Source organism: Micromonospora krabiensis (assembly GCF_900091425.1).
In the GTDB taxonomy this organism is placed as follows: domain Bacteria; phylum Actinomycetota; class Actinomycetes; order Mycobacteriales; family Micromonosporaceae; genus Micromonospora; species Micromonospora krabiensis.
Window position 1 is genome coordinate 2,359,899 of record NZ_LT598496.1, and the last position, 13,587, is coordinate 2,373,485.

The following is a 13,587-nucleotide window of genomic DNA, read 5'->3' on the forward strand; positions in this document are numbered from 1 at the left end:
GGGGTCCGGCGGAGTTGGTCAGAGGCTTTCCCACTCTCAGGAGTGACCGGCCAGCCGGGTCACCACCAGATCCCAGACACCGTCGGCGAGGTCCTCCTTGGACTGTTCGGGCATCCGGCTGACCGAGCCGTCCGCGCCGATGACGGTCGCCGCGTTGGTCTCGGCGCCGAAGACCTTGTCCTCCCCCACCTCGTTGATGACGATGAGGTCGGCGCGCTTCCGGGCGAGCTTGGCCCGGCCGTTGGCCTCGGCGTCACCCGTCTCGGCGGCGAACACCACCAGCACCTGCTCGGGGCGACGGCGTCGGCCGAGCTCCGCCGCGATGTCCGGGTTGGTGACGAGCTCGATGGTCGGCGCGGTGCCGTCGTCCGCCTTCTTGATTTTGCCAGGCGCGTAGACAGCCGGGCGGAAATCGGCCGGAGCCGCCGCCATCACCACGGCGTCGGCGTCGACGGCGGCCTTGAGCGTCGCCTCCCGCAGCTCCTCGGTGGTGCCGACCCGGACGAGGTCGACGCCGGCCGGGTCGGGAAGGGTGACGTTGGCCGCGACGAGCGTGACGCGGGCGCCGCGGGCGGCCGCGGCGCGGGCGAACGCGTAGCCCTGCTTGCCGGACGAGCGGTTGCCGAGGAAGCGCACCGGGTCCAGCGGCTCCCGGGTGCCCCCGGCCGTCACCACCACCCGGCGACCGGCCAGGTCGGCGGGGGCCTCGACGCCGCGGGCGAGGATCCGCCGGGCCACCGCGAAGATCTCCGCCGGCTCGGGCAGCCGACCCTTGCCGGTGTCGACGCCGGTGAGCCGGCCCACGGCGGGCTCGACGACCCGGACGCCGCGGGCCCGCAGGGTGGCGACGTTGGCCACGGTGGCCGGGTGCTCCCACATCTCGGTGTGCATGGCCGGGGCCAGCAGCACCGGGCACCGGGCGGTGAGCAGGGTGTTGGTGAGCAGGTCGTCGGCGAGACCGTGCGCGGCCTTCGCGAGCAGGTCGGCGGTCGCCGGCGCGACGACCACGAGGTCGGCCTGCTGACCGAGCCGGACGTGCGGCACCTCGTGCACGTCGGACCACACGTCGTCGGCGACCGGCTGACCGGAGAGCGCCGCCCAGGTCGGCGCCCCCACGAAGCGGAGCGCCGACGCGGTCGGCACGACCCGGACCCGGTGGCCCGACTCGGTGAAGAGCCGCAGCAGCTCGCACGCCTTGTAGGCGGCGATGCCGCCACCGACCCCGAGGACGATCCCGGCGGACATCGCGGCGCGCTGTGTTACGGCTGGTCGGTCGGCTCGGCGGTGAGCAGGCCGGCGTTGATCTCGCGCATGGCGATCGAGAGCGGCTTCTCCTGCGGGGTGGTCTCGACCAGCGGGCCGACGTACTCCAGCAGGCCCTCACCGAGCTGGCTGTAGTAGGCGTTGACCTGGCGGGCGCGCTTGGCCGCGAAGATGACCAGCGCGTACTTCGACGTCGTCTTCTCGAGGAGCTCGTCGATCGGCGGGTTGGTGATGCCTTCGGGGTTGGTGGCGATGGATCCCACGAAATAACCTCTGCGTCTGTCGATCCGCGCGGACGCGGTGCTGACTGTCGGCCACGGCGCGTCGCGACCGCGGCCGCTCTCGGGCCGAACCGACTCCTAACCGAGCACCCGCGGTCGGGCCGGAGTCGGATAAGAAGAACCGAACAAGCCTACCAGCTCATCGGCGACCCGATCGGTCAGGTCGTGCGTGAGGGCGAGTTCGAAGGCCGCGGCGACGGCGGGGGCCGGGCGATGGCCCGGCGGGCAGAGCAGCACCAGCCGGACACCGGAGAGGCGCTCGCGGACGGCCAGGGCGCCCGGGATGTCGAGGGCGAGCACGGCGGGCTGCCCGACGGCGAGCCGGGAGCGCAGCGGCTCGTAGGGCGTGCCCCGCCGGTGCGGCCCCGTCCGGGACCACTCCAGGAACGCGCCCGCGTCGACCAGCCGGTCGAACTCGGCCGGCGTGACGAAGACGCGGTCGACGCCGTCGACCTCGTCGTGGCGACGGGGCCGGGTCGTCACCGGCACCGGCCGCCACACGGCGGGAGAACGCGCCCGGACGAGCTCGACGACACTCTCCCGGCCGGACCCCGAGGGGCCGGCCAGGACAGTGAGCCGTGCCGCCGGGCGCGCCTCACCATCCGTGCTCACTGCTTGTTTCTACACGCTGCCACGCTCAGTTGGCGGCGAACTCTCCAAGCAGTGCCTTGCGCTGCTGCTCGCCGAGGCCACGCAGACGACGGCTGTCAGCGATCTTGAGCTTCTCCATGATCTGGGTGGCCCGGATCTTGCCGATGCCCGGCATCGCCTGCAGGACGGCCGACACCTTCAGCTTGCCCACGACGTCGTCGGACTCGGCGCGCTCGAGGACGGCTGAAAGGGTGGTCTTGCCCTGCTTGAGCTGCTCCTTCAGCTCGGCACGGGCCTTGCGGATCTCCGCGGCCTTCTCCAGCGCGGCAGCGCGCTGCTCGGGGGTCAGTGACGGGAGCGGCACCAGTTCTCCTCAGGTCCCTATCGCGACGGGCGGGTCGCACCGCCGCATCTGTGAAACGTGGTGTCGCTGTGAACCAAGGGGTCCGTGGTTCCCAGCGCGGGGAAAACTAGCGGTCAACGGAGCTTTCGGCAACGTGGGCGCGCCATGATCATCGCAAAGTGATCGAGCGATCAGTCAGTCAGCGGGCTGGCAGAACAGCCCGGCAGTCCGCCAGCACCCGGTCCGCGGCGGCCCGCAGGGCGGCCACGTCGGGCCCCGCGCCGAGCACCTCGCGGGAGTACGAGGGCAGCACCGAGGAGAGGCTGGAACCGAAGACCGTACGCAGATCGGCGGCCGTCGCACCCTGCGCCCCGAGCCCCGGAGCGAGCAGCGGACCCCCCACCTTCGACAGGTCGTGACCGGTATCGCCGACGGTCGCCCCGACCACCAGACCGAAGCTGCCGAGGGGCTCCGCACCCGCGTTGAGCTGGGAAATCTCGTCGATCACGGTCTGCGCGACGGTCCGCCCGTCCGGCGTGCGGGCATGCTGCACGGCGGCCCCCTCGGGGTTCGAGGTGAGCGCCAACACGAAGACCCCACCGCCGTGCTCGTGGGCCAGCTCGAACATCGGGGCGAGCGAACCTACTCCCAGGTAGGGGCTCGCGGTGACCGCGTCGGCATACAGCGGGCTGGATGGATCGAGGTACGCCGAGGCGTACGCCTGGACCGTCGAGCCGATGTCGCCGCGCTTCGCGTCGAGCAAAACGAGCGAGCCGGCATCTCGCAACTGTCGGATAGTTGACTCAAGAATCGCGACACCTCGGGCGCCGAAACGCTCGAAGAAGGCCGACTGGGGCTTGACCACCGCAACCCGGTCACCGAGGGCGTCCACGACGGTCCGGGCGAACCGGTCAAGCCCCGCCACGTCGTCCGTGAGCCCCCAGCGGGCCAGCAGACCGGGGTGGGGGTCGATGCCGACGCAGAGCGGTCCCCGCTCGACCATGGCCCGGTGCAACCGGGCGCCGAAGCTCTCCATCCGATCCGTCCTCTCCTCGTACTCCGCGCCGACGGGTCGCCGTCGGGCACACCGCGTACCGCCCGGCGGGCCGGTGCCGCCGGGCGTGCCACTCCTGCCACCGCCGACGGGTGGCTGCCTCCGCTCAGCCGGCCTTCACGGCCGCCGCGACGCCCGACGCGATCCGGGCCAGGTCGGCGTCGTCGGTGACGTACGGCGGCATCGTGTAGATCAGGTCCCGGAACGGGCGCAGCCACACGCCCTGGGCGACCGCGGCGGCCGTCGCGGCGGGCAGGTCCACCTCGTGGTCCACCTGCACCACGCCGATCGCGCCCAGCACCCGCACGTCGACCACTCCCGGCGCGCCCCGCAGCGGCGCCAGGCCGGCCCGCAGCCCGTCGCCCACCCTCGCCACCTCGGCGGCCCAGTCACCGGCCCGCAGGAGGCCGATGGAGGCGTTGGCGACGGCACAGGCGAGCGGGTTGCCCATGAACGTCGGGCCGTGCGCCAGCACGCCGTCGGCGGAGATCCCCCGGGCGATCTCGGCGGTGCACAGCGCCGCCGCGAGGGTGAGGTAGCCGCCGGTGAGCGCCTTGCCCACGCACATCACGTCCGGGGTCACGCCGGCGTGCTCGGCCGCGAACATCGTGCCGGTCCGGCCGAACCCGGTGGCGATCTCGTCGAAGATGAGCAGCACGCCGTGCGCCCGGGTCACCTCGCGCAGCACCCGCAGGTACTCGGGGTGGTGGAAGCGCATCCCGCCGGCGCCCTGCACGACCGGCTCCACGATGACGGCGGCCAACTCGTGCGCGTGCCGCTCGACGGCGTCGGCGAGCGCGGCGCAGTACGCCGGGTCCGGCGGGGTGTCGAAGCCGGCCGGCGGCACGGGCGCGAAGACCTGCCGGGGCAGCACGTCGCCCCAGAGGTGGTGCATGCCCCCCTCCGGGTCGCAGACGCTCATCGGGTGGAACGTGTCGCCGTGGTAGCCGCCCCGCCAGGTGCCCAGCCGGCGGCGCTCCGGCCGGCCGGTGGCCCGCTGGTACTGCAGGCACATCTTGATCGCCACCTCGACGCTCACCGACCCGGAGTCGGCGAGGAAGACGTGCTCCAGCCCGTCCGGGGCGAGGTCGACGAGGCTCTGGGCGAGCCGTACCGCCGGCTCGTGGGTCAGGCCGCCGAACATGACGTGACTCATCCGGCCCAGCTGGTCGGTCACCGCCGCGTCGAGCACCGGGTGGCGGTAGCCGTGGATCGCCGCCCACCAGGACGACATCCCGTCCACCAGTTCGCGGCCGTCGGCGAGCCGCAGCCGTACGCCCTGCGCGCCCTCCACCACGTACGGCGGGCTGGCCGCCGGCAGCGGGGCGTACGGGTGCCAGACCCGCTCCCGGTCGACCGCGAGGATCTCCTCAGCCCTCACCCTGCTCATCCCCTCTCATCTCGTCCCCCGCTCCCGCCGTCCCACCCCCGGGGAGGTCATGGTGTGGGGGCCGTGCGGGCGGCGGCGCGGACCAGGGCGGGGCCCCGGTAGATGAAGCCGGTGTAGAGCTGCACCAGGCTCGCGCCGGCGTCGAGCATCCGGCTCGCGTCGTCGGGGTCGAGGATGCCGCCCACGCCGACCACCGGCAGCCGGCCGCCGGTCTCCCGGTGCACGAACGAGACGACCTCCCGCGCCCGGCCGGTGAGCGGCCGGCCGGACAGCCCGCCCGTCTCGCCGCCGCGGGGCCGGTCGACGTCGGCCAGGCCGTCGCGGGCGAGGGTGGTGTTGGTGGCGATCACGCCGGCCGCGCCCCGGGCCAGGCAGACCTCCAGCAGCTCGGCGATCGCCGGCTCGGTGAGGTCCGGCGCGATCTTCACGAGCACCGGCTTCTCGCCCACCAGGGCGGCCAGCAGGGCGTCCAGGTGCGCCCGGTCCTGCAACGACCGCAGACCCGGGGTGTTCGGGGAGGAGACGTTCACCGCGAAGTAGTCGCCATGGTCGCGCAGCGCCCGGTACGAGGCGAGGTAGTCCTCGACCGCGTCCGCCAACGGGGTCACCTTGGACTTGCCGAGCGAGATGCCCAGCGGCACGCCGAGCGGCCGGGGCAGCGCCGCCAGCCGCGCCGCCAGGGCCTCGGCGCCGGCGTTGTTGAAGCCCATCCGGTTGATCACCGCCTCGCTGTCCCGCAGGCGGAACAGCCGGGGCCGGGGGTTGCCCGGCTGCGCGTGCGCGGTCACCGTGCCGACCTCGACGAAGCCGAAGCCCAGCGCCGGCCAGGCCGGCAGCGCCACGCCGTTCTTGTCCATCCCGGCGGCCAGGCCGACCGGATTGGGGAACTCGACGCCGAAGACCGTGCGCGGAGCGCGGACCGCGTACCGGGCCCGCAGCGCGGCGAGGGCCGGCGCCGAGCGGGACACCGCGGCGAGCCGCCGCAGTGTCCACTCGTGCGCCGCCTCGGCGTCGCCGCCCCCGATCCGGAACAGCGCCGGCCGTAGGAGCCGCTCGAACATCACGGCCGACCCACCCCGTCGACCAGGACGTGGTCGCCGCGACACGCCGTGCCGGCCGGCGACCGCCTCATGACCACCGCAGGACGGCCGGGTGCTGTCACTGGGCGGCTCGCAGGGCGGCGTGCAGCTCCTGCAGCGGGCGGACCCGCATGTCGCCGCGGATCCGCGCCTCGATGCCCATGACCGCGGCGGCCGCGCCGGGCACCGTCGTGATGCACGGGATGTCCGCGGTGACCGCCGCGCTGCGGATCTCGTACCCGTCGGAGCGGGCGCTCGCGCCCGAACCCTGCGGGGTGTTGACCACCAGCGCCACGTCGCCGCCGAGGATCATCGACACCGCGTCCTCACCCTCGCCCGCCTGGTAGTGCTTGCGGATCTGCTCGCAGGCGATCCCGTGCCGGCGCAGCACCTCCGCCGTGCCGGCCGTGGCCACGATCTCGAAGCCGAGGTCGGCCAGGCGCTTGATCGGGAAGATCATCCCGCGCTTGTCCCGGTTGGCGACCGAGACGAAGATGCGCCCGCTGGTCGGCAGCGACCCGTACGCGGCCGCCTGCGACTTGGCGAAGGCCTGCCCGAAGCCGGTGTCGATGCCCATCACCTCACCGGTGGACTTCATCTCGGGGCCGAGCAGCGAGTCGATGCCCTTGCCGGCGCGGGTACGGAAGCGCTTGAACGGGAGCACCGCCTCCTTCACCGCGATCGGGGCGTCGGCCGGCATGCTGCCGCCGTCCCCGGTCGCCGGGAGCAGGCACTCGGCGCGCAACTCGGCGATGGTGGCGCCGAGCGCGATCCGGGCGGCCGCCTTGGCCAGCGGCACCGCGGTGGCCTTGGACACGAACGGGACGGTCCGCGACGCGCGCGGGTTCGCCTCCAGGACGTAGAGCACGTCGTCCTTCAGCGCGTACTGCACGTTGAGCAGGCCGCGCACCCCGACGCCCCGGGCGATCGCCTCGGTGTACCGGCGGACCTCGGCCAGGTGCGAGCCGGCCAGGGTGATCGGCGGCAGCGCGCAGGACGAGTCTCCGGAGTGGATGCCCGCCTCCTCGATGTGCTCCATCACGCCGCCGAGGTAGACCTCGCCGTCGGCGTCGCAGAGCGCGTCCACGTCGATCTCGATGGCGTCGTCGAGGAACCGGTCCACCAGCACCGGGTGGTCCGGGGAGATGTCGGTGGCCCGTCCGATGTAGTCACGCAGCGTCGGGTCGTCGTAGACGATCTCCATGCCACGCCCGCCGAGCACGTACGACGGACGCACCAACACCGGATAGCCGATCTCCTCGGCGATCTCCTTCGCCTCGTCGTACGAGGTGGCGAGGCCGTGCGCCGGGGCGCGCAGACCGGCGCGGGCCAGCAGCGCGCCGAACGCGCCCCGCTCCTCGGCGAGGTGGATGGACTCCGGCGACGTGCCGACGATCGGCACCCCGGCGTCCTTGAGCCGCTGCGCCAGGCCCAGCGGGGTCTGCCCGCCGAGCTGCACGATGACCCCGATGACACCGGGGCCGCCCGCCGCCTTGCCGGACGAGTCCTCGGCGTGCCAGACCTCCAGCACGTCCTCGAAGGTGAGCGGCTCGAAGTAGAGCCGGTCGGCGGTGTCGTAGTCGGTGGAGACGGTCTCCGGGTTGCAGTTGACCATGACCGTCTCGAACCCGACGCCGTCGCCGCCGGAGGCCGAGGCGTCCCCGGTGGACGCGCCGCCGACGGGCGCGCTCCGCAGCGCCTGGACGGCGTGGACGCACGAGTAGTCGAACTCGATGCCCTGGCCGATGCGGTTCGGGCCGGAGCCGAGGATCAGCACCTTCGGCCGGGCCGACCCGACGACCTCGGTCTCGCTGTCGTAGGAGGAGTAGTGGTACGGCGTGGTGGCGGAGAACTCGGCCGCGCAGGTGTCCACGGTCTTGTAGACCGGCCGGATGTCCAGCCGCTGGCGCAGGCGCCGTACGCCGTCCTCGGCGGCCAGCTCCGGACGCAGCGCGGCGAGCTGCCGGTCGGACAGGCCGGCGCGCTTGGCCCGGCGCAGCAGCTCCGCGTCGAGCACCGGGGCCGCCACGATCTCCTCCCGCAGCTCGACGAGGCTGGCGATCTGGTCCAGGAACCAGGGGTCGATCCCGCCGGACGCGTCGGTGACCTCGGCGATGGTGGCACCCAGCCGCAGTGCCCGCTCGACGGTGTAGAGCCGGCCGTCGTGCGGGACGCGCAGCGCGGCGAGGGTGTTCTCCTTCGTCGCGCCCGCCGGGTCGGGAACCGTCCAGAAGCCGGCCGCCTTCGTCTCCATCGAGCGCATCGCCTTGTTCAGCGCCTCGGTGAAGTTGCGCCCGAGGCTCATCGCCTCGCCGACCGACTTCATCGTGGTGGTCAGCTCCGGGTCCGCGCCGGGGAACTTCTCGAAGGCGAACCGGGGGATCTTGACGACCACGTAGTCCAGCGTCGGCTCGAAGGCCGCCGGGGTCTTCAGCGTGATGTCGTTGGGGATCTCGTCCAGCGTGTAGCCGATGGCGAGCTTGGCCGCGATCTTGGCGATCGGGAAGCCAGTGGCCTTCGAGGCGAGAGCCGACGAGCGGGACACCCGCGGGTTCATCTCGATCACGACGATCCGGCCGTCGGCCGGGTTCACCGCGAACTGGATGTTGCAGCCACCGGTGTCGACCCCGACCTCGCGCAGGACCGCGATGCCGAGGTCGCGCAGGCGCTGGTACTCCCGGTCGGTGAGGGTCATCGCGGGGGCGACGGTGACGCTGTCGCCGGTGTGCACGCCCATCGGGTCGACGTTCTCGATCGAGCAGACCACCACCACGTTGTCGTGCCGGTCGCGCATCAGCTCGAGCTCGTACTCCTTCCAGCCGAGCACGCTCTCCTCGATGAGGACCTCGTGCACCGGGCTGGCCGCCAGGCCCGCGCCGGCGATGCGCTCCAGGTCCTCCGAGGTGTGCGCCATGCCCGAACCGAGACCGCCCATCGTGAACGACGGCCGGATCACCACCGGCAGGCCCAGCTCGGCGACGGTCTCCCGGACCTCGTCCATCGAGTGGCAGACCCGTGACCGGGGCACCAGGGCGGCCGGGTCCGCCACGCCGAGGCGTACGCCGGCCTTGGCGACGATGTCCTTGAACAGCTGGCGGTCCTCGCCGCGGTTGATCGCCTCGATGTTGGCGCCGATCAGCTCCACGCCGTACTTCTCCAGCACGCCCGCCTCGTGCAGGGCGACCGCCGTGTTCAGCGCGGTCTGCCCACCCAGGGTCGGCAGGATCGCGTCCGGCCGCTCCTTGGCGATGACCAGCTCGACGAACTCCGGGGTGATCGGCTCGACGTACGTGGCGTCGGCGAACTCCGGGTCCGTCATGATCGTGGCCGGGTTGGAGTTGACCAGGCTGACCCGGATCCCCTCGCTGCGCAGGACCCGGCAGGCCTGGGTACCGGAGTAGTCGAACTCGCACGCCTGCCCGATCACGATCGGCCCGGAGCCGATCACCAGGATGTGCTTCAGATCGGTCCGCTTAGGCATTCTTGCCGCCTTCACTGTGATTCACGTCGAGGCCCCGGCCCTCGATCAGCTCGGCGAAACGGTCGAAGAGGTAGTCCGCGTCGTGCGGACCGGCCGCCGCCTCCGGGTGGTACTGGACGGTGAACGCGGGCACGTCCTTCGCCCGCAGCCCCTCGACCACGTTGTCGTTGAGGCAGACGTGCGACACCTGGACGCCGCCGAACTCGGTCTCGATCACCTGGTCCGGAACGACCGCCCCGGCCCGCGCGCCCGGCACCTCGACCGCGAAGCCGTGGTTGTGGCTGGTCACCTCGACCTTGCCGGTGGCCCGGTCGAGCACCGGCTGGTTGATGCCGCGGTGGCCGTAGCCCAGCTTGTAGGTGCCGAAGCCGAGCGCCCGGCCGAGGATCTGGCTGCCGAAGCAGATGCCGAACAGCGGGATCCGCCGGCTCAGCACCTCGCGCGCCAGGCCGACCGGCCCGTCGGCGGTGGCCGGGTCGCCCGGCCCGGGCGAGAAGAAGACCGCGTCGGCGCCGGTCGCGAGCAGGTCGTCGATGGTCGACGACGCGGGCAGCACGTGGGTGGTGACCCCCCGGGCGGCCAGCCGGCGCGGCACGTTGCGCTTGATGCCCAGGTCCAGGGCGGCGACCGTGAACCGGTGCTCCCCCTCGGCCTTCACCACGTACGGCTGGGCGGTGGTCACCTCGGCGGAGAGGTCGGCGCCGACCATCTCCGGCGCCCGCCGGACCCGGGCCAGCAGGGCGCGCGGGTCCTCCTCCACGCTGGAGATGCCGACCCGCATGGCGCCCCGCTCCCGCAGGTGCCGGGTGAGGGCCCGGGTGTCCACGCCGCTGATACCGACCACACCCTCGGCGGCGAGCCGGTCCTCCAGCCCGCCGGTGGCCCGCCAGTTCGAGCCGATGCGGGCCGGGTCGCGCACCACGTACCCGGCCACCCAGATGCGGGCGGACTCGTCGTCCTCACCGTTCACGCCGGTGTTGCCGATGTGCGGCGCGGTCTGTACCACCACCTGCCGGTGGTAGGACGGGTCGGTCAGGGTCTCCTGGTAGCCGGTCATACCGGTGTTGAAGACCGCCTCGCCGAAGGTCTCCCCGACGCTGCCGTACGCCTCGCCGTGGAACGTCCGGCCGTCCTCCAGCACCAGAATCGCTGGACGCCTCTTCACTTGGTTGCCTTTCCGTCGAGCACCGTCGGCTCACCGCGCAGGAAGGTCGCCACGATGCGACCCGGCAGCGTCATGCCGGCGTACGGGGTGTTGCGGCTGCGGCTGGCCAGCTCCGCGGGGTCGACCGTCCGGCGGGCGGCCGGGTCGACCAGGGTCAGGTTGGCCGGGGCGCCCGGCGCCGGGTCGACGCCGTGCCCGTCCAGCCCGGCGATCCGGGCCGGGGTGCGGGACATCCGCTCGGCGATCAGGTCCCAGCGCGGGCCGAGCACGTCGAGCGCGATCGACAGCGCCGTCTCCAGCCCGAGCATGCCGGGCCGGGCGTACGCCCACTCGCACTCCTTGTCCTCCACCGCGTGCGGCGCGTGGTCGGTGGCGATGATGTCGATCACCCCGTCGGTCAGCGCGGCGCGCAGCGCGGCCACGTCGGCGTCGGTGCGCAGCGGTGGGTTGACCTTGTAGACCGGGTCGTACGTCTCGGCGCGGACGTCGGTCAGCAGCAGGTGGTGGGGGGTCACCTCGGCGGTGACCCGGACCCCACGGGCCTTGGCCTGCCGCAGCACCTCGACGCTGCCGGCGGTGGAGACGTGGCACACGTGCAGGCGGCTGCCGACGTGTTCGGCGAGCAGCACGTCCCGGGCGATGATCGCCTCCTCGGCAACCGCCGGCCAGCCGGTCAGGCCGAGCCGGGTCGACACCTCGCCCTCGTGCATCTGCGCGCCCTCGGTGAGCCGGGGCTCCTCGGCGTGCTGGGCGATGATCCCGTCGAACGCCTTCACGTACTCCAGGGCCCGGCGCATCAGCCTCGGGTCGGCGACGCAGTGCCCGTCGTCGGAGAAGATCCGCACCCGCGCGGCCGAGTCGGCCATCGCACCCAACTCGGCGAGGTGCTGGCCGGCCAGGCCGACGGTCACCGCGCCGATCGGCTGCACGTCCACCAGGCCGGCCTCGCGGCCGAGCCGCCAGACCTGCTCGACCACACCGGCGGTGTCGGCCACCGGGGAGGTGTTCGCCATCGCGCACACCGCCGTGTAGCCGCCGAGCGCCGCCGCCCGGGACCCGGACTCGACCGTCTCGGCGTCCTCCCGGCCCGGCTCCCGCAGGTGGGTGTGCAGGTCGACCAGTCCGGGCAACGCGACCAGCCCGGCGGCGTCGACCACGGTCGCGCCCGGGGCGGTCAGGTCGGCGCCGACCTCGGCCACGACGCCGTCGCGGATCAGCAGGTCGGTCGGCGCGGCGCCGAGCACGCTGACGCCCTTCACCAGGTACGCGGTCATGCGTTGTTCCCCCCGAGCAGCAGGTAGAGGACGGCCATCCGGACGGAGACCCCGTTGGCGACCTGTTCGACGATGGTGGAGCGGGGCGAGTCGGCCACCTCGGGCGTGATCTCCATGCCCCGGTTCATCGGGCCGGGGTGCATGACGATCGCGTGCTCCGGCAACCGGCGCATCCGCGGCCCGTCCAGACCGTAACGGCGCGCGTACTCGCGGGCGGACGGGAAGTAGGAGTCGTTCATCCGCTCGCGCTGCACCCGCAGCATCATCACCACGTCCGAGGCGGGCAGCACCGCGTCGAGGTCGTAGCAGACGTCGGTGCCCGGCGCGAGCGCCTGGGCGATGTCGAGCGGGATGAGGGTGGGCGGCCCGACCAGGGTGACCTTGGCGCCGAGGGTGGACAGCAGCAGCACGTTGGAGCGGGCCACCCGGCTGTGCAGGACGTCACCGACGACCGCCACGGACAGGCCGGCCAGCCGGCCCAGGCGGGACCGCATGGTGTACGCGTCGAGCAGCGCCTGGGTGGGGTGCTCGTGGGTGCCGTCGCCGGCGTTGACCACCGACCCGTCCACCCACTCGGCGAGCCGGTGCGCGGCGCCGGAGGCGGGGTGGCGGACCACCACCGCGTCGGCGCCCATCGCCTGGAGGGTCAGCGCGGTGTCCTTCAGGCTCTCGCCCTTGGTGACGCTGGAGCCCTTCGCCGAGAAGTTGATCACGTCGGCGCTCAGCCGCTTCGCGGCCGCCTCGAAGGAGATCCGGGTGCGCGTGGAGTCCTCGTAGAAGAGGTTCACCACGGTCCGGCCCCGCAGGGCGGGCAGCTTCTTGACCTCACGGCCGGCGACCGTGGCCATCTCGGCGGCGGTGTCGAGGATCCGGGTGGCGGTGGCCGCGTCCACGTCACCACCGGAGAGCAGGTGCCTGATCACGAGATGTCGCCTCCGTACAGCTTGACCTCGTCCGCGCCGTCGACCTCGGCGAGCGTCACCCGCACGCTCTCGGTCCGGGCGGTCGGGATGTTCTTGCCCACGTAGTCGGCGCGGATCGGCAGCTCGCGGTGCCCCCGGTCGACCAGGACGGCGAGCTGTACCGAGGCCGGCCGACCGACGTCGCTGAGCGCGTCCAGCGCGGCCCGGACGGTGCGGCCGGAGAAGAGCACGTCGTCGACGAGGACGACCCGCTTGCCGTCGATCCCGCTGGCCGGAAGCTGGGTCGGCCCGACCGCGCGGGTCGCGTGCCGGCGCAGGTCGTCGCGGTAGAGAGTGATGTCGAGCACACCGACCGGGACGGTGACGTCCTCGAAGGTGCTGATCCGGTCGGCGAGCCGCCGGGCGAGCGGCACACCCCGCGTGGGGATGCCGAGCAGGACCGTGTCGGCGGCGCCCTGCGTCTTCTCGAGGATCTGGTGGGCGATGCGGTCGACGACGCGGTGCACGTCGGCAGCGGCGAGGATCACCTTCACCGAGGGTTGCCGCGTGGGCGGCGACTGGGCAGCCGGTGGGTAGGCCACGGCGGACCTCCTTCCCCGCCTCACGGGACGGGTCGTTAAAGGATGTCGGACACCTTCGGCCTGCGGCGGAACCGCCGGGGCCGGGGCTTCTCGCCACGTTACCAGTGGTCACCGGGCCGGCCGCCGCCACCCACTGACCACCGGATCAGCTCGCCGAAATGG

General features: G+C 73.0%; 12 protein-coding genes. All 12 read right to left on the reverse strand.

The genetic code is table 11. The features are described 5' to 3' along the window. Positions 1-36 precede the first annotated feature (36 nt). Positions 37-1,245, reverse strand: coding sequence for a bifunctional phosphopantothenoylcysteine decarboxylase/phosphopantothenate--cysteine ligase CoaBC (gene coaBC, locus GA0070620_RS10415; protein ID WP_091589669.1), 1,209 nt, complete (start codon positions 1,243-1,245; stop codon positions 37-39). Between the two features lie 14 nt (positions 1,246-1,259). Then, positions 1,260-1,526 (reverse strand): DNA-directed RNA polymerase subunit omega, encoded by a 267-nt coding sequence (rpoZ, locus tag GA0070620_RS10420; RefSeq protein WP_013285517.1) that lies wholly within the window; start codon positions 1,524-1,526, stop codon positions 1,260-1,262. A gap of 96 nt (positions 1,527-1,622) precedes the next feature. After that, positions 1,623-2,156 carry a nucleoside/nucleotide kinase family protein gene (locus GA0070620_RS10425; RefSeq protein WP_091589670.1) on the reverse strand — a complete coding sequence of 178 codons (534 nt, stop codon included), beginning with the start codon at positions 2,154-2,156 and terminating at the stop codon, positions 1,623-1,625. A gap of 25 nt (positions 2,157-2,181) precedes the next feature. Next, complete coding sequence (gene mihF / locus GA0070620_RS10430) at positions 2,182-2,499, reverse strand: integration host factor, actinobacterial type (RefSeq protein WP_091589671.1); 318 nt, start codon at positions 2,497-2,499, stop codon at positions 2,182-2,184. A gap of 178 nt (positions 2,500-2,677) precedes the next feature. Beyond that, positions 2,678-3,514 carry an orotidine-5'-phosphate decarboxylase gene (gene pyrF / locus GA0070620_RS10435; RefSeq protein WP_091589672.1) on the reverse strand — a complete coding sequence of 279 codons (837 nt, stop codon included), beginning with the start codon at positions 3,512-3,514 and terminating at the stop codon, positions 2,678-2,680. A gap of 124 nt (positions 3,515-3,638) precedes the next feature. Then, positions 3,639-4,913: an adenosylmethionine--8-amino-7-oxononanoate transaminase gene (locus tag GA0070620_RS10440; protein WP_091589673.1), complete on the reverse strand. Its 1,275-nt coding sequence runs from the start codon at positions 4,911-4,913 to the stop codon at positions 3,639-3,641. Between the two features lie 56 nt (positions 4,914-4,969). Beyond that, positions 4,970-5,986: a quinone-dependent dihydroorotate dehydrogenase gene (locus tag GA0070620_RS10445; protein WP_091589674.1), complete on the reverse strand. Its 1,017-nt coding sequence runs from the start codon at positions 5,984-5,986 to the stop codon at positions 4,970-4,972. A 94-nt stretch (positions 5,987-6,080) separates the two neighbouring features. Beyond that, entirely contained in the window at positions 6,081-9,482 is a 3,402-nt protein-coding gene (gene carB, locus GA0070620_RS10450) for a carbamoyl-phosphate synthase large subunit (protein WP_091589675.1), read from the reverse strand. Next, positions 9,475-10,647: a glutamine-hydrolyzing carbamoyl-phosphate synthase small subunit gene (carA, locus tag GA0070620_RS10455; protein WP_091589676.1), complete on the reverse strand. Its 1,173-nt coding sequence runs from the start codon at positions 10,645-10,647 to the stop codon at positions 9,475-9,477. The genes carB and carA overlap by 8 nt, the downstream gene beginning before the upstream one ends. Beyond that, on the reverse strand, positions 10,644-11,921 hold the full coding sequence (locus GA0070620_RS10460; RefSeq protein WP_091589677.1) for a dihydroorotase: 1,278 nt from the start codon (positions 11,919-11,921) through the stop codon (positions 10,644-10,646). The genes carA and GA0070620_RS10460 overlap by 4 nt, the downstream gene beginning before the upstream one ends. Next, on the reverse strand, positions 11,918-12,844 hold the full coding sequence (locus GA0070620_RS10465) for an aspartate carbamoyltransferase catalytic subunit (RefSeq protein WP_091589678.1): 927 nt from the start codon (positions 12,842-12,844) through the stop codon (positions 11,918-11,920). The genes GA0070620_RS10460 and GA0070620_RS10465 overlap by 4 nt, the downstream gene beginning before the upstream one ends. Further along, positions 12,841-13,425 (reverse strand): bifunctional pyr operon transcriptional regulator/uracil phosphoribosyltransferase PyrR, encoded by a 585-nt coding sequence (pyrR, locus tag GA0070620_RS10470; protein ID WP_091589679.1) that lies wholly within the window; start codon positions 13,423-13,425, stop codon positions 12,841-12,843. The genes GA0070620_RS10465 and pyrR overlap by 4 nt, the downstream gene beginning before the upstream one ends. Between the last annotated feature and the right edge of the window lie 162 nt (positions 13,426-13,587).